A 21,057-nucleotide genomic window follows, 5' to 3' on the forward strand; every position below is an offset into this window, starting at 1 on the left:
AATTTATTTACAAAAGTTTAATATTTATTAATTACTTCCACTTTTTACCCAATATTGTAAAGTATTACTTTACTTTTCCTTAACCTAGAGCACATTTTGCCGTAACATTCCGCAGATAAGTTTGTGTCTTAAAAAAACACAACCTGCTTATGAAAGCGCAAAAAACTGTATGGCGCAGTGTGAGTTTGGCCTTTTTCTTAATGGCTCAGCTCATTAGTTTCTGCACCTTGGCTCAAACGAATATTACCATCAGGGGAAAAGTAGCTGATGCAATTACAAAGAAGCCGATTGAAGGTGCCAGTATATCCAATAATGGCAATGGTACATTTACAAATGCGGAGGGAGAATTTTCAATTCTAGCTGCAAATGGTTCTCAAATAACCATCAGTTCTGTTGGGTATACAACTATCCAAAAAAATGTATCCGGTGAGTATCTCAATATTTTATTATCTCCCGCTGTTCAGCAGTTAGAAGATGTGGTGGTTACTGCCTTGGGTATCAGAAAAGAAAGAAAGAAGCTGGGGTATGCTTCACAGGAATTAAAGGGTGAAGCTTTAACCACTGCAAGAGAAACCAATGTGGTAAATCAGCTTGCCGGTAAAATTGCCGGTGTTACTGTTGTTGGTAGTAATTCAGGTATCGGTGGTTCTGCCCGTGTAACCATTCGTGGTGAAAGATCAATTGATCTGAATAAAAACCAGCCTTTATATGTTATCGACGGCGTACCTATAAATAACTCCCTTACCGGAGGATCCGGAAGAAATAATCTGGAAGTAGATTTCGGTAATGGAGCCAGCTTCCTGAACCCGGATGATATTGAATCAATTAACGTATTAAAAGGACCTGCTGCATCTGCATTGTATGGCTCAAGAGCAGCCAATGGTGTAATTGTTATTAAAACCAAGTCAGGAAAAAATGCGAAAGGAATTGGCGTGGAAGTAAACTCCAACTTTACCATGGAAAAAGCACTGCGCCTGCCAGAGTATCAGAATAAATATGGACAAGGAAATGGTAACGGTGGTGCTTTTGCTTTTGTAAATGGTGGTGGTGCAGGTCTTACTGACGGTACAGATGAATCATGGGGCCCTGCATTTACAGGCCAGTCATATCCGCAGTTTAATTCGCCCCGTACTTTGAATGGTCAAACTATTCCATTCCTTGGTGGTGACCTTAATGCTCCTGCGGGCAGTGTAATAACAGCTACCCCATGGTTAAACGATGCAGATGGGGTAAAGAATTTCTTTCAGACCGGAACTACCCTAACCAATAATGTAGCGCTAGTAGGTGGTAATGAGTTTGGTGATTTCAGGTTATCATACACCAATCTAGATCAGAAAGGAATTGTACCGAATACGGATCTCAAAAGAAATACAGTTTCTTTCAGTGGCGGATATAATCTTACAGACAAATTTTCTGCAAAGGCATTTGTAAGTTATATCAAGAGTAACAGCGGAAACAGACCATCTATCAGCTATGGTACCGAGAATATCATGTATCTGTTTAACTGCTGGTTACCCAGGTCTGTAAAACTTGATGAAATGAAACGCCTGTGGCAGCCAGGACTGGAAAACAGAAAGCAATTCAGTTGGAACTATAACTACCACGACAATCCATATTTAACTGTATATGAAAATACAAATGGCCAGAACCTGGATCGTATTATTGGTAATGTTACACTTAAATATGATTTGTTGAATTGGCTGAGTGTTCAATTCAGAACAGCTACTGACTATTCAAGTGAAGTGAGAATGTACAAAAGAGGATTCAGCACACAACGCTTTCCTTTTGGCCAGTATCGCGAGGCACGTGTGATTGCGGAGGAAAGGAACAGTGATTTCCTTTTTAGCGCTAATAAACAACTTAACAGCGATTTGGTTATCTCAGGAACATTTGGCGGTAACCAGACTATCCAGAAAAGTGATTATAATGAATTGAATGCCGGTCAATTGAACATTCCAGGCATTTATAAACTCAGCAATAATCGTGTTCCGCTTGATGTAAGCCAATCTACCTCCGAAAAAAGAGTAAACAGTCTTTATGGATCAGCTCAACTAGGGTATAAAAATTATCTTTTCCTGGATATTACAGCACGTAACGACTGGTCCAGCGCGCTTACATTACCCAGTAGTTTAAAATTATTAGGAAACGAACAAAACTCGTTCTTCTATCCATCTGCTGCTTTGAGTGCCATTGTAAGCGATATAGCAAAATTGCCATCTTATATCAGTTTTGCTAAAGTAAGGGCAAGTGTGGCACAGGTAGGTAATGATACCGATCCGTTTACATTTACGCAGGCATTTAATCCAGGTACTGCTTTTGGTACAGCTCAGATATATGGTGAAACCGATCGTTTGGCAAACCTTAGCCTGAAACCTGAAATCAGTACTGCATTTGAGATTGGCACAGAAATTAAATTTCTGAAAAACAGGATTGGTCTTGATCTTACTTATTATAACAGTAATACCAAGAACCAGATCATTAATATTCCTTTATCTAATACAACAGGATACAGCAGCAGGGCCATCAACGCTGGTAAGATAAAAAACTATGGTTTTGAAGCCATGTTGAATGTGGTGCCAGTAATTACTAAAAAAGGGTTCAAGTGGTCAGCAGATATCAACTTCTCAACAAACAGAAGTAAAGTAGTATCACTTTCTGATGGTTTGACAAATCTTGTTATGGCAAGCAGAAGAGTAAGTATTGAGGCACGTGTTGGTGAGAGAATGGGAGATATGTATGGTATTGGCTTTGCACGTGTTCAAAGCACAGACAAAACAGCTCCATATTACGATGGGTCTGGTAAATATACTGGCCAGATGGTATTTAACAATGGACGACCCATTCCAACTACACAGCGAATTAAACTGGGAAATTACAATCCAGACTGGTTAGCAGGTATCAACAATACGTTTACCTACAAAAATTTCAGGTTAAGCTTCCTGTTTGATATAAGACATGGCGGTAAAGTATATTCTGAAACACAAACAGTTGGACGTGAAGGAGGAATTATTATTGAAACGCTTGAAGGCCGGGCTGATGGTTATGATCTCACAAAACCGGGCAATGGTGTTATTGGTCAGGGAGTAGTGCTTAATACAGACGGGTCTTTTAGTCCGAACACTGTTAAAAGAACTGCACGCGAATGGCATACTGCCTGGACTGGTGGAAGAAGTATTGCAGAAGGGGTTATGTACGATGCAAGCTTTGTAAAACTGAGAGAGGTACAGTTTGGATTCACCATTCCTGATAAATTATTCAGAGGTACTCCTTTTAGAGGCGCAACAATTAGTCTGGTAGGAAGAAATCTTGCACTATGGACAAAAGTACCGCATGTAGATCCTGAAGTAATGTCGTTTTCAGGAGGTACTGCTTTGCCAGGTATCGAATATATGTCTATTCCATCATCCAGAAGCTTTGGCGTAAATCTCAGCTTTAAATTATAACCTGAAAACTTTACTGAAATGAAAAATAAATTTCTAATAATAGGTTCATTTTCATTATTCGCACTTGGTTCATGCACAAAGGATTTTGAAAAGATCAATACCAATCCAAATGTGCCAGGAACAGTAACCCCTGATCTGTTATTGTCTGGTGTTATCAAAAATACAATAAACGACCAGGTTAATGAAGCCTGGGGTATCGGAAATATTGTTGCCCAGCATACCGCTAAGATTCAATTTGTAAATGAAGACCGGTATTTATGGGGAGAGAAAAATGGTGTATGGAACAGTGTATACGGTAATATGCGCAATGTGCAAAACATGATAGACCTGGCCAATGCTTCAACACCTGTTCAAAATAATTACCTGGGCGTTGCATTGATTCTGAAGTCATGGATGTTTTCTTTAGCAACAGATGCTTATGGTGATATACCTTATACTGAAGCCACTAAAGCAAAAGCAGAAGGTATCTATACTCCTAAATATGACAAACAGGAAGATATTTATACCGGACTCCTGGCAGACTTGAAAAAAGCAAATGATATCCTCGGTACAAGTAGCGAAGCAGTTAGCGGAGATATTCTTTACAATGGCTCAATTGACAAATGGAAAAGATTGGCTAATTCACTTCGTCTTCGTCTATTAATGCGCCTTTCAAAGAAAAAAAATGTAAATGCGGATATGCAGGCAATTATTGCAAATCCTACTGCAAATCCAATTTTTACAAGTAATAGTGATAATGCCGAACTAAAGTATCTCGCTGATGTTCCTGCTAATCAGTGGCCCTTATATAGTGCGAGAGTGGGCTCATTTGATGAATTCAGGGTAAGCAAAACATTAAGTGACAGGCTAACCGCTATAAATGATCCCCGCTTAGCAGTATTTGGAAGACCATCACAAAAATCGGTTGCAGCAGGTAATCCTAAAATAGAAGGAATTCCTAATGGACTAGGTGATGTTGCTGCACTTAATTACAATGGCGGACCACAAGGCGTGTCACGAGTTGGTTACAGCTATGCATGCCTGGTATGTAACGATGGTGGTCAGGCTGCTCCATTGCCCAATGTAGCCAGAGGTTTAATTATGACCTACGCTGAATTACAGTTTATACTTGCAGAGGCAGCCGAGAAAGGTATGATCACTTCTGCAAGCACCCCTGAAGATTATTACCTGCGTGGTATACAGGCGAATATTAGTTTTTACAATGGAATGGTACCATCACAATATGGAATCAATATTACGGCACCGGCAGGCTATTACACACAGCAGGGAGTAGCTTATACAGGAACGCAAACAGAAAAATTACAAAAGATTGCTTTGCAAAAATGGATTGCCCTGTTTTTTAACGGTTTGGAAGCCTGGTTCGACTGGCGTAGAACTGGCATGCCGGAGATTATTCCAGGTGCAGACAACTTAAATAATAATAAAGTGCCGCTTAGATATATCTATCCACTTTCTGAACAATCATTAAACAAAGCAAACAGAGCAGAAGCAGTAAGCAGACAAGGGGCTGACGATCTCAATACCTCAATGTGGATCATTAAATAATAAGAAAGAGCTCGGTAGGTTTATTGTTAGTAGTATATGGCGTAACTGATTGGTTACGCCATTGCTTCAAGATTTATCTCCATCTGTGGAAAATATTATACATGATTTATGACTTTAGAAATGATCGATAAACATATAGAAAATATTCTTGCGCTATATAATGCTTATGGGAATGAAAATTATATAGGCGAAAAAGTATCTCAGGTAGAACACATGTGTCAATGCGCACAGTTGGCAGAAACAGAAGGTTATGACGATGAGGTAATTCTAGCAGCATTTTTTCATGATATCGGTCATTTATGTGAGCACATTATGGATGTCCGCTATATGGATGAATATGGAGTTGCAGATCATGAAAGAATTGGTGCTGGATATCTTTCGGATAAAGGATTCTCTACGAAAATCGCACAACTCGTGGCATCGCATGTTGAAGCAAAACGATATCTGACTTATAGATATCCTGATTATCTCAGAAATCTTTCAAAAGCCAGTTTGGAAACTTTGCAATTTCAGGGAGGTATAATGTCTGCTGAAGAAGCAGCAGCATTTGAAGAAGATCCCTTGTTTGATTTGTATATAGCCTTGCGTAAATGGGATGAACAAGCTAAAGTTGAAAATATACCCTTGCCTGATCTTAAAACTTTTGCAGATAAGATGAAGAAACACCTTTTAGAACAAAATAATCTTTCGATATGAAAAAAATAGCTTTAGCAGTATTTGATATAGCCGGCACAACGGTAAGTGATGAGGGAAATATCAATGATTGCTTTCGGGTTGCTTTCTCCGAATCAGGAATTGATGTTGAGCCAACTGAAGTTAATCAGGTTATGGGGTATCGTAAAATCGATGCTGTAAAGATTATTGTTGAAAAATTCAGCAAGCATTCTGCTTCAGACAATGAAATGCTAATTGAGACTATTCACACTCGGTTTAATGATTTGATGGTTGGTTTTTACCAGGAAACGAAAACCCTGAAACCACTTCCGTATGCCGAAGAGATATTTAGATGGTTACAGGAAAAGAATATTAAAGTGGCGTTAAATACAGGGTTTACAAGCATTATTACAGATGCGCTCTTGGCAAATATCGGATGGAATAATCATCCATATATAAACAAAGTAATTTGTAGCGACCAGGTCGCTGAAGGGAGGCCAGCTCCTTATATGATTGAATACCTTATGAATGAACTGAATATCAGTGATGCGGCAGCAGTTGCTAAAATAGGTGATACCGAAGTTGATATCAAAGAAGGCAGGAATGCACATTGCGGTTTGGTAATAGCTGTAACCTCAGGAGCGTATCATAAAGAACAATTGATGCAATATAATCCTGATTTTATCATTGACTCACTGATGGAATTAACAGCAATACTCTAATACATAAGTATGCAGTTTAACCAGAAGGGAACACAAAAAAAGGATATCCAGGTTGCTATATATGCAGCACTTATCTGCTTTTTAACTTATGCATCCGTATATGCATTCCGAAAACCTTTTACCGTAGGAGCATTTAGCGAAGAGCGTCATATATTCGGTCTCGCCTACAAAGATGCATTGGTAATTTGTCAGGTGTTAGGTTACATGTTCAGTAAGTTTTATGGAATAAAATTTATTGCTGAATTAGCGCATATTGGCAGAGGAAAACTGGTGCTATTGTTATTAGCCATATCATGGTCTGCTTTATTGTTGTTTGCATTGGTGCCTTCACCTTATAATATACTGTTTCTTTTTGTTAATGGCTTCCCTTTAGGAATTATTTGGGGTATTATTTTCTCTTTTGCAGAAGGACGAAAAGCGACCGACTTTATTGGAGCTGCATTAGCCGTTAGTTTTATTTTTTCATCAGGCTTTGTTAAGTCAGTTGCGAAATGGTTGTTATTGAATTTTAATATAGCAGAGAAATGGTTACCATTCATAACAGGATTGGTATTTATGCTTCCAGTACTGATACTGGTCTATTTACTGGAACAAATTCCTCCGCCATCATTAGATGACCAAAAGCATAAGGTAGTGCGCGTTCCAATGGACAAACTCCAACGAAAAGCATTCTTTAAGAAGTTTAGTATCGGGATTGTACTGCTTATTGTAGTATATGTTTTTCTAACCATTTTCAGGGATATCCGGGATAATTTTGCAGCAGATATGTGGAATGAACTTGGCTATGGGAATGATCCGGGCGTATTTACCAATACCGAAATTCCCGTAACAATTTTTGTGTTATTAATAATAAGTGCAATGATGCTGATTCGAAGTAATAAGCAGGCATTTATTGTTACCCACTACCTCATTATTGCAGGTTTTTTATTAGCAGGAATAAGTTCGGTTATGTTTTCATTTGGAATGCTTGATCCTTTTTTGTGGATGAGTATTGTGGGGTTGGGTTTATACATGGGCTATATTCCATTCAATTGTATTTTGTTCGACAGAATGATAGCGGCTTTCGGAACTGCAGGTAATGTTGGTTTTTTAATGTATGTGGCCGACTCTTTTGGATACATGGGAAGTGTTGGTGTAATTGTTATGAAAACAATCCTTAAAATTAAAACCCAATGGATTGAAATATATAGTACCGGAGTAATCTACCTGTCAGTGATTGGAATATCACTAACAGTGGCAGCAATGGTTTATTTTATTAGGAAATTCAAATCAACAGTTGTATATGAGTCATAAAACCGCTATTGTAATTGGAGCAGGTATAGTAGGTCTTGCAACAGCAAGAGCATTATCATTGGCAGGCTATAGCGTTACAGTGATAGAAAAATCTGAAAAAGCTGTTGGAGCTTCAATCCGAAACTTTGGGATGATCTGGCCAATTGGTCAGCCAGATGGCTTGCTATTAAACAGGGCCATGAGAACCCGACAAATATGGAAAGATATTAGTGAGAGTACGGGTATGTGGTATAGCGAAACCGGGAGTATACATCTCGCCTATCATATCGATGAATGGCAGGTTTTAGAAGAATTAGCTGAATTATTTCAGGCAGAAGGAAGGCCGGTGTATTTAATTAGTGCTTCTACAATAGCGGCACGATTTCCTCATATTAAACAAAAAGGGTTGTTGGGTGGATTGTTTAGCACTACAGAAATGATAGTAGACCCACGCATTGCCATTCCTACTGTAGTAACTTACCTCGAAAATTTTCTTGATGTTGAATTCATGTTTAAGACACAGGTTACCCAAGTAGAAGCGGGTGCAGTATATATTGGAGATCAAAAATTGGAAGCCGATCAGGTTTGGGTTTGTAGCGGGCAGGATTTCGAAACTTTATTTCCCCTTGTTTTCTCCAATCAGCCGATTACCCGTTGTAAACTGCAAATGATGCGTTTTAAATCCGCTGATCAAAAATTTAAAATTGGAACATCAGTTTGTGGAGGATTATCGTTGGTTCATTATAAGTCTTTTGCAAAAGCAAATGGCATATCAAAGCTAGCACAACGTTATGAGGCAGAGATGAAGGAGTATATTGATAAAGGGATACATGTTATGGTCTCACAAAATGAAAGTGGGCAACTAACAGTGGGAGACTCTCATGAATATGGTCATAGTTTTGAACCATTTGATTCAGCACATATTAATCAATTGATCTTATCGTATTTAGGGCAGATGTTAAATTATTCCGACTGGCAATTGGAGCAAAGCTGGAATGGTATTTATCCAAAAATGCAAAATGGGGCAACTGAAATCTGTTTGTCGCCTGTCAATAATGTATTCATTCTTAATGGCCTTGGTGGTGCCGGAATGACCCTTTCCTTTGGCCTTGCTGAAGAAATGATAAAACTGTATGCTTAAGTTAAGCCGATTGTATGGTTAACAACAAAAAAAAAAGACAATATTCAAATTGATATTTTCTTTTTCGGAAACAACTAATTTATATACGATTTTATCTTGAGAAAACAAAGGAGATTTGGATTATCTCATGTTATGTTATTGTAAACTTACCATTAATTCTTTTCTAATACTGGCCAATGTAATTTCATATACTTAACATTGGCCTCCCAAAACAACCGATATGACCGCCATAACCAATCAACAGGGAGAAACGATTGCATACCTGCATCTCAATATTATTCTTAATCCAGAAAGAGATACGGTATGGGGATTGATTCTCGGTAATTGTGTTTTCGGCGAAACAGAAGCACCGGTTGGTAAATTCTTTAAAGACAGTTTCAGGGGAATGAATGGTGAAATTATCGCTGAACTTGGATCAGAAACTTCTTCCGAACGCCCATCAAATGAACCGGCAATTCTCAAACAGGCATGGGCAAAATTAACAGGCGTAAAAAATCATCTTTGTATGTGGGTGGAAGAAAAAAACAAATGGTCGGATGAAGCATTCGAACAATTTCTTCAGTTATCACATCGCAATGCAATAGCAGTGTAGGTTTTTAAGCAATTAGCCTTTAGCAATTTCTCACACCTAACACCTAATACCTCACACCTAACACCTAACAGTTACCAAATTGTTAGCGATCTCTTACTATACTGTGAACAAATCTTCATTGAATCATTAAGTTTACTTTCTATTGTTCCTCCTTGCTTTTAAAACAGAAACATTTGCAGTCTTAAAAACTGTTTATGAAATCTGTACCTACCCCATTCCCCCGAAAACTATTATTAATGCTTTGCCTGGTAATGCTGGCAGCTATCTCTAATGCACAAACGATCAAAGGTTTTGTAAAAGATACAGCATCTAATCCGCTGGCAGGTGCTTCCGTGCAGTTAAAAGGCGCTGATATAAAAACTGCTACGCAAACAGATGGTTCTTTTACATTGAACCTGCAGGGTAAATCTTTATCTAATTCAATTTTGGTTATCAGTTATACCGGTTACCAGGATAAAGAAATTACCGTAAAGAATACGAAAGAGTTGATGATTTTTCTGGAGGAGAAAAAAGAAGTGTTACAGGAAGTTGTAGTAACAGCTCTTGGTATCCGCAGAGAAGAGAAATCGCTTGGATATGCCGCACAAACGGTAAAAGAAAATGCAGTTAAAGATGCAAAAACCAATAACTGGGTAAATACCCTTTCAGGAAAAGTAGCGGGCTTAAATATTCAGGGAACAGGCTCTGGTCCGATGGGATCATCACGCGTTACCCTGCGTGGAGAAAATTCACTTAATCTTGATAATAACCAGGCACTCATTATTATTGATGGTGTACCGGTTAACAGCAGAATAACAGGTACTGGTTATAGTGCTCACCTTTCTTCAGACGGACCTGTTGATTTTGGTTCAGGACTATCAGACATTAACCCAGATGATATCGATAAAATTACTGTGTTGAAAGGTCCGGGTGCAACCGCTTTATACGGAAGCCGCGCAGCAGGTGGTGCAATCATCATCACTACAAAAACAGGGCAACGCAGTGATAAAGGAATTGGTGTAACCTTCAATTCAAATATCAGTATCGATCAAGTAAACAGATGGCCGGATTATCAATTTGAATATGGCGAAGGAAGAACTAATCTTTATTATTCTTATCTCGATAGTCCTGATGGTCCAAATACCAGCACCGGTGTTGCTGCAGGTAGGGCATGGGGACCAAGATTCAATGGTCAGCAATATTTCCAGTTTAATCCAGCTGCTCCCGATGGAAGACCAACAGTAAGAACACCATGGGTTGCGCATAAGGATTATATATCCGGGTATTTTAAAACCGGACTTACCATTTCCAATAGTATTTCTATGGAAGGTGGAAACGATAAGGGTTCTGCTCGTTTATCTGTTACCCATCTTAAAAATGAATGGATTTTACCGAATACTGGTTTTGAAAGAATAAACGCAGCATTGTCTGTTTCTCAAAAAGTTTCGGATCGACTCAAAATCAACGGTAAAGTAAATTATACCAATAAACACAGCGATAACCTTCCAACTGCAGGATATAATAACCAAACCATCATGTATTTCCTGATTATCGGTACTGCACCAAATATCAGGCCCGAATGGTTTAAACCTTATTGGGAGCCAGGACTTGTTGGCGTTAAACAAAGAAATCCATTTAACCCCGGGCCCGATAACCCATACCTTGATTTGTATGAAATGCTGAACAAAATGAATAAACATGGTGTGATCGGAAATATCTCAGCTACTTATACCATCAATAAAAAGTTGGAACTAATGCTGCGTACAGGTACGGATTTGTCTTTTGAATTTCGTTCGCAACAACGTCCGTACAGCATGACAAAATACCCGCGTGGAATGTATCGCGAGCAGAATGTATTCAATTATGAAATGAATAGTGATTTCTTGCTCACCTATAAAGACAAATTCGGTGACAATATTAATTATACTATTTCCGGAGGTGCAAATGCCATGAGACAAACCTATGATTTCTCAGGAGCTTATGCCGATCAGTTATCACAGCCCGGAATATATCAGGTATCCAATAGCCTTGATCCTGCAGTTGTTGATGCGGTTAAAACAAAGAAAGCCATCAATAGTGTTTATGGATCTGCACAATTCTCTTACAAGGACCAAATATTTGTTGACCTTACCGGAAGGAACGACTGGTCGAGCACATTGCCTTTTAAAAATAATTCATTTTTCTATCCTTCAGTAAGTACCAGTTTTTTATTGAGTGATATGTTCACCTTGCCTGAACTTATTTCCTTTGCAAAATTCAGGGCTTCATGGGCACAGGTTGGTAATGATACAAGACCATACCAAACCGATAAATATTATGACCGTATTTATGGTAATAGCTTCACCAATCCATCAACCTTATTTAATACTGACCTCAAACCAGAGATAACAACCAGTTATGAGGCGGGATTAGATATGCGTTTTTATAAAGGAAGGATAGGAGTTGATCTGGCTGTATATAATAATAAAAGTAAAAACCAGATTCTGGCCATTCCATTAGATCCAGTATCCGGCTACTCAAATGCATTAGTTAATGCCGGATTAATTAACAGTAAGGGTATTGAGTTAACATTAACAGGAAAACCGATTGTCAATAAACATTTCTCCTGGACAAGCACACTTACCTGGAGCAGAAACAGAAGTTATGTTCGTGAATTGGCGGCAGGTATTACAAACCAGGTTATTTATAGTCATGGTAGTAACGTGAGCATCGAAGCACGCGTTGGCGGTAGGATGGGAGATATGTATGGTAAGGGTTTTCAGCGTACAGCAGATGGACAAATCATCTATTCTACAAACGGACTTCCTGCACCACTTGATCCGGTTGTGAAGAAATGGGGTAATGCTTTTGCTGATTGGAAAGCTGGATTGATGAATGAATTCACCATCGGCAATTTCAGGATTAATATCCTGTTAGATGGACAGAAAGGAGGCAGCATGTATTCTCAAACCAACCATAAAAACAATACACTGGGTAAAACAAAAGTCACTTTACCTGGCAGAGATAATGGAATAGTTGGAGATGGGGTTGTATATAATAACGGAACTGGTAAATATGAAAAGAATACCGTAAATGTTCCAGCCAGCTCATACTATGATAATATCTACGCAATAGGCAATGCTGAAATGAACATCTTTGATGCTTCATACCTGAAATTACGTGAAGCACGTGTTGAGTTTAGTTTACCTAAAAAGACATTGGCTAAGATCGGAATAAGACAAACCAGCATCGCCATCTATGGCCGCGATCTGTTTAATATTACCAGCTTCCCTGGTTTTGATCCCGAAGGAGGGAACCTGAATAGTGGAACCTTAACACCTGGTGTTGAATTAACACAGTTTCCGTCTACCAGGAATATGGGTATTAACCTCACATTCAAATTCTAACCAAGCAAAACAGTAATCATGAAAAAGTATTTATCATCACCATACATTGCACTGCTCCTCATTGTTTTTTTATCGGGCTGTGCCAAAAATTTTGAGGCACTGAATACAGATCCAAACAGGCCAAAACAAGTAAACCCCGGTGTAATGCTTAGCCAACTTCAATACCGGATAGTTAGCTCCGCTGTTACAGCTTCCAGAAATTTTACGCACGAACTAATGCAGGTAGATGCGCCACGTTCTAGTCCGGGTGGAACCGGGTTACACCGTTATGTTGTTAACCCCGGAGCGGGTGTTTGGAGTAATTTTTATTCCTATCTCACCGATATTGAAGATATATATCAAATTTCGGATGAATTAAATGAACCAAACTATAAAGCCATTGCACTTATCTACAAATCATGGGCTTATTCCATATTGACTGATTTATATGGTGATGTTCCTTATAGTGAAGCCATTAAAGCAACCAAAGGAAATTTTCAGCCTGCATTCGATAAGCAAAAAGATATTTATACGAAGATATTGGCAGACCTTGAAACAGCTAATAACATGATTAATACCAGTAAAGCTTTGACTTATGGTGGCGATGTACTGTACAATGCCAATACATTATCAGGTACCATCAATCCTGGAATGGTGAAGTGGAAAAAGTTTTGTAACTCTTTAAGACTTCGCTTACTGTTGAGAATATCAAAGCGTAACGATGAGATAAGTGTAAATAACCAGATCAGTGCAATGCTCACAGATCAGGTAAAATATCCTTTGTTTACTACGAATGCAGACGAAGCCATTTTTCGCTTTACAGGGTCTTATCCTTATTTCAACCCATATTATAATGCAAGACAACTGGATTGGCGCGATGGAGTTTATTTCACCAAATTTTTCATGGATAAAATGAATGCCGACAATGATCCAAGAAGAACATTATGGTGTACCACTGTTACAGTAGGGGGTGTGCCAACTTATGTAGGTATTGAAAGTGGATATCCAACAACTACTGAATACCAGGTTGGTCGTAATTCAAGCTACAATGATGTTTTGAAAACTTATGTGCCAATGGGTATTATGATGACCTTATCTGAATTGGAATTCATCAAATCAGAACTTTCACTAAAAGGGTTCAATACCGGGAAAACTCCCAAACAACACTATGAAGCAGGCATCACTGCATCCATGGTTCAATGGGGATTAACGGTGCCAACAGGCTATGTAAACCAGCCAGGAGTACTGTATGATGTAGCAGCCAGTTCAGAAAAGCAATTAGAGCAAATTATGCTCCAAAAATACTACGCATATTTCTTTGTAGACTATCAATCATGGTTTGAAAAGAGAAGAACGGGATATCCTGTTTTACCAAGGGGCACTGGTATACCGGCTGAGAATAAATTTCCAAGCAGAGTGCCTTATCCGAGTTACCTGCAGTCATTAAATGCAGAGAACCTGGCAAAAGCTGTGACATCAATGGGTGGCGATAACAGCGATATTAAAGTATGGTGGGAAAAATAATCAACAGTAAAAATTAGTTTATGAAAAAATATAGCCTGATCATTTTGACTTTAGGCATTGGTTTGCAATTAACCGCTCAGGTAGATACATCTATTAAAACACTGATTGTATTCTTTGATGGATTGCGACCTGATTATATAACGCCTGAGTTAATGCCGAATGTATATGCATTCAGTAAACAAGGGTCTTATGGAAAACAACACCACAGTGTTTTTCCAACAGTAACACGGGTGAATTCTTCCAGTTATTCAACAGGAAGCTATCCTGGTACTAATGGTATTATGGGTAATACAGTTTATTTTCCTCAGGTAGAACCTTTAAAAGGACTTAATACAGGAGAAGCAAATGAATTAAACCGTATCACTGAAGCGACACATGGTAATTTATTGACTGCAATTTCTCTGGGTGAAGCTTTGGAAAAAGCAGGGCAAAGGATGATGGTATTCAGTTCGGGATCAAGTGGACAAGCGCTGCTTCAAAACCATAAAGTTGGAAGAGGTGCGATTGTAAATACATCTATGATACTTCCGGCAGAATTTAAAGAGACGCTTGTTAAAGTATTGGGGCCAATTCCTGCCCATGGTAAGCCCAATAGTGCGCAACATAAATGGGTAACGGATGCATTGATTCAATTTGGATTTGCATCCGATGGACCTCTTGTTAATGCAATCTGGTTTTCTGACCCGGACGGTGCTGCGCATAGTGATGGAATAGGTTCACCAAATGCAAATGCTTCCATCAGATCTGTTGATGAACAGTTTGGAAGAATTATTAAGGCACTTGAAGAAAAAGGGATGAGTAAAAGAGTAAACATCATCATCTCTACGGATCATGGATTTGTAACAAAAAAGGGAAAATTAGGTATTGCAGATTTCTTGATACAAAAAGGCCTGAAGCAATCTAAAGAGTCTGACGATATTGTTGCAGCGGAAGGTGCTTTGTATATTAAACATAAGGATACTGCTCTCATTAGAAAAGTGGTAGAGGCATTACAACAAGAGAATTGGGTTGGGGCCATTTTTACAAAAGGAACTAAAAGGGGCGATCAGAAAGGTTGGGTGCCTGGAACTTTATCGTTCGAATCAATACACTGGAACCATCCCGAAAGAGCCGCTGATATACTGGTTGACGAAAACTGGAACGATGATAAAAACGAAGCAGGCTACGCAGGTGCAAGTTTTGCACGTGGGGTGGCCGGACACGGCGGGTTTAGTCCATATGAAGTTCATATTGCTTTACTCGCAAAAGGTCCGTCTTTTAAGGAGTTGTTTGAAAGTAACCTGCCAACTTCAAATGTTGATATTGCACCTACTGTATTATCTATCTATAAAATACCAGCACCTAAGACAATGGAAGGCAGAGCATTTAAAGAGTTGCTGAAACAAACGAAAGAAAGTGCCCCCAGTGTTAAACAAGAACGAGTTGAAACCAGTACACTCGTTGGGGGAATAAAGTATAAACTAATATTGGATATTAGTGTGGTTGAAAAAAACAGGTATATCAATTATGCCAAAACGGAAAGAGTTGCACAATAGATTAACAGGAGGAAAATAATTACAAAAAAACACCCCGATATATCGGGGTGTTTTTTTGTAAAGATGTATTTATTTCAGTGAGGCCAGATCAATCACAAATCTATAACGCACATCGGCTTTGATCATTCTTTCATAAGCTTCATTTATTTGTTCTATGGAGATTACTTCAACGTCTGAAACGATATTATGTTCTGCGCAGAAATCAAGCATTTCCTGTGTTTCTTTAATGCCGCCGATCATGGATCCCAAGATGCTTCTGCGTTTTGGAATCAGATCGAAAGCGGGTACTTTAGATGGAGATTCTGGAAGACCGACAATAATCATAACACCATTTGTTTTCAACAGGTTCAGGTAAGTTCCATATTCATGGTCTGCAGAAACGGTATTAAGGATAAAATCGAAAGAATTGGCCAGTTTTTTCATGGCTTCTTTATCGGTGATCAGGGCAAAATGATGAGCGCCTAATTTTTTTGCATCGGCTTCCTTAGATGGTGATGTGCTGAGCATGGTAACTTCTGCTCCGAAAGCAGCAGCAAACTTTACACCCATGTGTCCTAGTCCACCTAACCCTAATACGGCAACTTTGTGTCCTTTTTTAACGCCTACATAGCGCAGTGGTGAATAGGTGGTAATGCCAGCACAAAGCAATGGGGCTACACCAGCAAGTGGAAGTTTATCTGAAATATGCAGGGCGTAGTGTTCATCTACAACTATATTGGTAGAATAACCACCATAGGTAGGTGCGTTGGTAACTCTTTCCAGGCCATTATAAGTACCTACCATACCATCATCGCAATATTGTTCAAGATCATTTTTACAGTTTTCGCAAGTGCGACAGGAGTCAACAAAACAACCCACTCCAGCCAGGTCTCCTACTTTAAACTTGGTTACTTTATCGCCCACCTGAACTACTTTTCCAACTATTTCGTGTCCGGGAACCATTGGAAAAATTGCTTTGCCCCATTCTTCACGGGCCTGGTGAATATCGGAATGGCATACGCCACAATACAATATTTCAATATGGATATCTAAGGGTCCTGGGGTTCTTCTTTCCAATTCAAAAGGTGCAAGAGCAGCTTTCGGAGTATGTGCTGCATAGGCTTTGGTTGCTATCATGTTTAAATATTTGAACAAAGGTAACAGTTGTTCTGCCCTATTGTTTACAGGTTGATTTAAAAATTATAAATTCAAGGATCTATTCCAGTGCTGTTCTGGGAAATTTGGCCGCGAGCTGTAGGTGTCGCGTATGATGGAACACAGATTTTCATGATTTTCAGGATTTATCATGACAATCATGAAGATCCGTGTTCTATTAATAGCAGATAATGCATTTACGGCAACCAAATATTTCCTTAAGCAACTGACTTTAAATTTTCTATTTCGCAAGCAGTCTTCTAATTCCATTAAAAGCAAAAAGTCAAAAATAAGCACCCATCAAGGCATGTAGCTTGCAGCTTGCGGCTTGCAGCCTGAAACCAATTCCCTTGAAACTATTTCATATTTGCAGCCCAAAAAGCCAATGTACGTTGCCATGCCAGTTTAGCGGCTGGTTCATTATACCTTGCACCGGAAGTATCGTTATGGAAAGCGTGGTTAACACCTTCATAGATATATACTTCATATTTCACCTTATTTTTTTTCAGTGCTTCTTCATAGGCGGGTATCCCTGCATTGATCCGTTCATCTAATCCGCCATAATGTAATTGAAGGGCTGCTTTTATTTTAGGAACATCGGCGGCATCTGCTTGTCTGCCATAAAAGGCAACAGCAGCTTTAAGATCGGGTACGTTTACGGCTAATTGGTTAACCAAAGCACCGCCCCAGCAAAAACCAACGCATCCGGTGAGTCCGTTACAATCTTTACGGCTCTTTAAATAGTCGAACCCTTTGGCAAAATTGTTGAGGTTTTGTTTAGCATCGATTTTACTAAACAGTTCTCTTGCTTTATCCTGATCTGTGGGTGTGCCGCCTTCAGGTGCTAAAGCATCAGGGGCAATAACTACATAACCAGCTTTTGCAGCTCTTCTGGCTACATCACGTATATGGTCGTTGAGTCCTCTGTTTTCATGTATCACCATTATGCCGCCATATTTTCCCTCTTTTTTGGGTTTAGCGAGATAAGCTTTCATGGTAATACCATCTGCATCGTAGGTGATATCTTCTGTATATAAATCAATGTCTTGCTCAGGAATGGTAGCTGCTATAGCATAATTATTTTCAAGCATCGGTAAGATGGCTAAAGCTGCAGTAGTGCTACCTGCAAGAATAGCCAGTCTTTTCAAAAAGACTTCTCTGGGCAGAGGTTTATGCGTATACTCGTCGTAGAGGTTTATAATGGCTTGGTTCATACAGTTGTGTTTTGTATAAATATACCATTAAAGCTTTTGAGATGAAAGCCTTTTACCGGGTAAAAAAAGCTGTTTGCCGAGAGAGAAGAGCTGCTAGACGTTGCTGTCCGGGGAAAATTGGCTGCAAGCTGCAAGCCTTGATTGATGCTTATTCTAAGCTTTCTGCTTTTAATGGGATTAAAGGTGGGAGAAAATTTAAAGTGAGTTGCTTAAAGAAATAGTTGGTTGCCGAAAATGCACAATCTGCTATTAATAGAACACGGATACTCATGATTTTCAGGATCTATCAGGATAAATCCTGAAAATCATGAGGAACTGCGTTCCATCCAATGTGAGACTCGAAGCTCCTATTTTATGGCCCAAAAACCTACTGCACCAAACTTGCCATTTTAGCAATTGGGATAGTTGAAGCCATAGAGAGCAGTTCATTTTCGGAACTATTGGTAATTTTTAGGGTAAGTAAAGCGTTGCTCAATGGAATTTCCAGGGCATAGTTGTTTTGTTCGTCGTTTTCTTTAATGAGCTTTGCTTTGTAGTTACCTACTTTTACAATTTTAGTGTTAGGGTCGCTGCTAAAACCGGCCATTAGTGGTGAATTGATATAGGTATTGATGGTATTAAGCAGCGGCGAATTGATAACAATACTTAGTTCACCCTTTTTGGCGTACAATCCATATTTCTTTTCAATAGTAACACCGGCAAGGTGGTTACTGCCAAATACATTTTCTTCTTTAGGAACGGCCTGTAAGCTATCCATAGAAGCAGGAAACAGTTTTAATACTTCTTTGCCAATGGTTATGTCGAGGTCTTGCATCATTTGTAATAAAGCGAAATGAGCATCTTGTAATTCACCGGCTTTATAACTGTTTTGAGCAGTGGTGATATTTTTTTTGAAATCCTGTGCCATAGTAAAACTGCAAATGAGTGTAGTAGTCAGGATGATAAATGTTTTTTTCATGGTAATAAGTTGATTATTGTTCTCCCATTGTTTTTTTAATAGCATCTATATCGAATTGTTGCACGGCATCCATCATATCTTTTTCAGTAGCGAAGTTGATGCCTTTCCAGGTAACCATTCCGGATGTACCTAATTGCATTAATACGGTATAGCCCTCTCTTGCATCAAACTGAATAATGGCTTTATTGTTTTTGATCCTGATTTGTTTGGTGTTTTGTGTTTCGCCGTTCGATTGTGTAGCAGCGAAGCCAAAATACATATCAAGCATACCGGCATACATAGCATTATTTCCTACCAGCATCGAAAGTTGCTGATCATCTTTCTGGTAAACCCTTTGGATGGTAAGATTTGCCCAGCCATAACGGGTACTCATAACCCTGTCTTCCGTAGAGTCTTTTGGTAATCCGGCAACTGATTCAGGGAGAGACTGCAACAATTGTTTGCCTATTTGCAATTCAACACCAAGTAAAGCCTGTTGTATAGAAAAACGGGCTTCGCCGTATTGTTGTTTATTAAATGCCAGATCTGCATCTGTTATCTGCTGTAATACATCCGGTGGGGTGGTGTTTTTTAACCCTTCACCAGTATTATTTACAGGCTTTCCGTTTTTAGATGTAGATTGGTTAACAGTATTGTTACTGCCGCCGTTATTTGTTGAACCACCTGTTTTGTCGGCAATCTTTTTATCAATTGCTTCCTCCGCTTTCTTTTCAACTTTGTCTTTCAATTTTTTTAAAAAACCCTGTGCATTTACTTCCTGTTGAAATGCCAGCGATATGCAAAGCAACAGTGCAGTTAATAGTATTTGTTTCATGTTGTTATTTTCAGGAAGCAAAACTATAACCATGGTTATGCTATTGCAAACCACTCATGATTTCATTTGACCGATTGTATCATCGACAAGTGTTGAATTACAACTAGTTAGAAATTTTATCACATGAATATGTGAGTTGAGGGCCTTCAAAAAATATGTCTTTGTATATCCTTTCTGAAAGCATTCAGTTTCTGTTGTTCTTGGTAAATAATATGACTTGCTTCCAGTAATTTTTGCAAATGTTCATAAAGCACTAAAATGTTTTCGCGCTCACTTGTTTTCATTGTTTTATTATAACTACCAGAAACAGTGGCTTTCAGCCATTCCCATAATACCGATTTTAGTTCCGGTAAATGTGCAAAATCAAATAACTCTGTTAATACCTGTTGTGGATCAATAGGTTCATCTTGTGGTAATTCAGAAAAATTGGCGCTCTGATGATAGAATGCTTGTTCCATAAGTTTTGTTTAGAAATCTTTCAATACTTCTAACGCGAAGCGTTGCGGCAGATATAATACTTACGAAATCTTTAATTGCTAGCTATTGGCCTGTATTGGGGTGTTTCTGCGGTTTATAACAGGACAAATCAGGTATAAATACGTATTGCAGTATCTATTGTTTATCATTTTCTTCGTAAGGAATGAATACCACAAAAATACAGTTGTTTTTTCTATGGTATTCTATTCGTATTCGTTCATTTTCTAAACAATTATACACATGACAGTACCTGAAAGATTCTACCAGTTCATGGCATTTAAAAAGATCCGACCCCGATGGGTTGAAATGGAATGTGGTATATCAAATGGATATTTAGGCAAACAACGCAAGAATAACGGCTCATTTGGAGGAAATATTCTGCGGAAAATTGAAAAGCGCTTTCCTGAATTAAATATTACCTGGCTAATTTCCGGTGAAGGTGATATGATCACTACAAACTACCGCGGGTTAATTACAAAAACATTTAGTACAGTAGAGGAGGAGTCTTCCTCATACGGATTGGTTGTACAGGAAATAGTGCCACTCCTGAAACAACAAATCAGCAATATGGAGTCTGCCCTGCAGGATAAACAAAAACTAATCAACATACTGGAAAACCAGTTAAAACAACTGGAATGATTTAACCATTTAATTAAGCCCCATATTTCAACCCAAAAAAGAAAAGGCT

Annotated in this window: 17 protein-coding genes; 12 read left to right on the plus strand and 5 right to left on the minus strand. The window is 38.8% G+C overall.

The window, feature by feature from the left end; translation table 11 throughout:
* Nucleotides 1-149 precede the first annotated feature (149 nt).
* The 10 genes from ACH30E_RS10150 (at nucleotide 150) to ACH30E_RS10195 (ending at nucleotide 15,772) form a co-directional block, all read left to right on the plus strand.
* Nucleotides 150-3,443, plus strand: a complete 3,294-nt coding sequence (locus tag ACH30E_RS10150; RefSeq protein WP_490824729.1) for a SusC/RagA family TonB-linked outer membrane protein — start codon at nucleotides 150-152, stop codon at nucleotides 3,441-3,443.
* An 18-nt stretch (nucleotides 3,444-3,461) separates the two neighbouring features.
* A complete protein-coding gene (locus tag ACH30E_RS10155; RefSeq protein WP_490824730.1) occupies nucleotides 3,462-4,988 on the plus strand; it encodes a SusD/RagB family nutrient-binding outer membrane lipoprotein in 1,527 nt (508 codons plus the stop codon).
* 108 nt (nucleotides 4,989-5,096) lie between these two features.
* Complete coding sequence (locus tag ACH30E_RS10160; protein WP_490824731.1) at nucleotides 5,097-5,684, plus strand: phosphonate degradation HD-domain oxygenase; 588 nt, start codon at nucleotides 5,097-5,099, stop codon at nucleotides 5,682-5,684.
* Nucleotides 5,681-6,364 carry an HAD family hydrolase gene (locus tag ACH30E_RS10165; protein ID WP_490824732.1) on the plus strand — a complete coding sequence of 228 codons (684 nt, stop codon included), beginning with the start codon at nucleotides 5,681-5,683 and terminating at the stop codon, nucleotides 6,362-6,364. Before ACH30E_RS10160 ends, ACH30E_RS10165 begins: the two co-directional genes overlap by 4 nt.
* A gap of 9 nt (nucleotides 6,365-6,373) precedes the next feature.
* Nucleotides 6,374-7,657, plus strand: coding sequence for a DUF5690 family protein (locus ACH30E_RS10170; protein ID WP_490824733.1), 1,284 nt, complete (start codon nucleotides 6,374-6,376; stop codon nucleotides 7,655-7,657).
* The gene (locus ACH30E_RS10175; RefSeq protein WP_490824734.1) at nucleotides 7,647-8,777 is read left to right on the plus strand and encodes a TIGR03364 family FAD-dependent oxidoreductase; all 1,131 of its coding nucleotides are present in this window, start codon (nucleotides 7,647-7,649) and stop codon (nucleotides 8,775-8,777) included. The genes ACH30E_RS10170 and ACH30E_RS10175 overlap by 11 nt, the downstream gene beginning before the upstream one ends.
* Before the next feature lie 220 nt (nucleotides 8,778-8,997).
* Nucleotides 8,998-9,369: a hypothetical protein gene (locus ACH30E_RS10180; RefSeq protein ID WP_294995571.1), complete on the plus strand. Its 372-nt coding sequence runs from the start codon at nucleotides 8,998-9,000 to the stop codon at nucleotides 9,367-9,369.
* 194 nt (nucleotides 9,370-9,563) lie between these two features.
* Nucleotides 9,564-12,734 carry a SusC/RagA family TonB-linked outer membrane protein gene (locus ACH30E_RS10185; protein ID WP_490824735.1) on the plus strand — a complete coding sequence of 1,057 codons (3,171 nt, stop codon included), beginning with the start codon at nucleotides 9,564-9,566 and terminating at the stop codon, nucleotides 12,732-12,734.
* An 18-nt stretch (nucleotides 12,735-12,752) separates the two neighbouring features.
* The gene (locus ACH30E_RS10190) at nucleotides 12,753-14,237 is read left to right on the plus strand and encodes a SusD/RagB family nutrient-binding outer membrane lipoprotein (RefSeq protein ID WP_490824736.1); all 1,485 of its coding nucleotides are present in this window, start codon (nucleotides 12,753-12,755) and stop codon (nucleotides 14,235-14,237) included.
* 20 nt (nucleotides 14,238-14,257) lie between these two features.
* Nucleotides 14,258-15,772 (plus strand): alkaline phosphatase family protein, encoded by a 1,515-nt coding sequence (locus ACH30E_RS10195; protein WP_490824737.1) that lies wholly within the window; start codon nucleotides 14,258-14,260, stop codon nucleotides 15,770-15,772.
* Between the two features lie 69 nt (nucleotides 15,773-15,841).
* On the opposite strand, the gene ACH30E_RS10200 is transcribed toward ACH30E_RS10195, so the two are convergent.
* Both ACH30E_RS10200 and ACH30E_RS10205 read right to left on the minus strand, forming a co-directional pair.
* Nucleotides 15,842-16,888, minus strand: coding sequence for an NAD(P)-dependent alcohol dehydrogenase (locus tag ACH30E_RS10200; protein ID WP_294995558.1), 1,047 nt, complete (start codon nucleotides 16,886-16,888; stop codon nucleotides 15,842-15,844).
* Between the two features lie 374 nt (nucleotides 16,889-17,262).
* Nucleotides 17,263-18,120: a dienelactone hydrolase family protein gene (locus ACH30E_RS10205; protein WP_490824738.1), complete on the minus strand. Its 858-nt coding sequence runs from the start codon at nucleotides 18,118-18,120 to the stop codon at nucleotides 17,263-17,265.
* Between the two features lie 11 nt (nucleotides 18,121-18,131).
* Here ACH30E_RS10205 and ACH30E_RS10210 point away from each other — a divergent pair, with 11 nt between their 5' ends.
* Nucleotides 18,132-18,341: a hypothetical protein gene (locus ACH30E_RS10210; protein ID WP_490847339.1), complete on the plus strand. Its 210-nt coding sequence runs from the start codon at nucleotides 18,132-18,134 to the stop codon at nucleotides 18,339-18,341.
* Nucleotides 18,342-18,487: 146 nt separating this feature from the next.
* On the opposite strand, the gene ACH30E_RS10215 is transcribed toward ACH30E_RS10210, so the two are convergent.
* The 3 genes from ACH30E_RS10215 to ACH30E_RS10225 form a co-directional block, all read right to left on the minus strand.
* On the minus strand, nucleotides 18,488-19,078 hold the full coding sequence (locus ACH30E_RS10215) for a hypothetical protein (RefSeq protein WP_490824739.1): 591 nt from the start codon (nucleotides 19,076-19,078) through the stop codon (nucleotides 18,488-18,490).
* A gap of 13 nt (nucleotides 19,079-19,091) precedes the next feature.
* Nucleotides 19,092-19,892: a hypothetical protein gene (locus ACH30E_RS10220; RefSeq protein ID WP_490824740.1), complete on the minus strand. Its 801-nt coding sequence runs from the start codon at nucleotides 19,890-19,892 to the stop codon at nucleotides 19,092-19,094.
* A gap of 146 nt (nucleotides 19,893-20,038) precedes the next feature.
* Complete coding sequence (locus tag ACH30E_RS10225) at nucleotides 20,039-20,350, minus strand: hypothetical protein (RefSeq protein WP_294995547.1); 312 nt, start codon at nucleotides 20,348-20,350, stop codon at nucleotides 20,039-20,041.
* 259 nt (nucleotides 20,351-20,609) lie between these two features.
* Here ACH30E_RS10225 and ACH30E_RS10230 point away from each other — a divergent pair, with 259 nt between their 5' ends.
* On the plus strand, nucleotides 20,610-21,008 hold the full coding sequence (locus ACH30E_RS10230) for a hypothetical protein (protein WP_294995545.1): 399 nt from the start codon (nucleotides 20,610-20,612) through the stop codon (nucleotides 21,006-21,008).
* Nucleotides 21,009-21,057: the final 49 nt, after the last annotated feature.

It is taken from the genome of Sediminibacterium sp. FW305-C-61 (assembly GCF_058231065.1).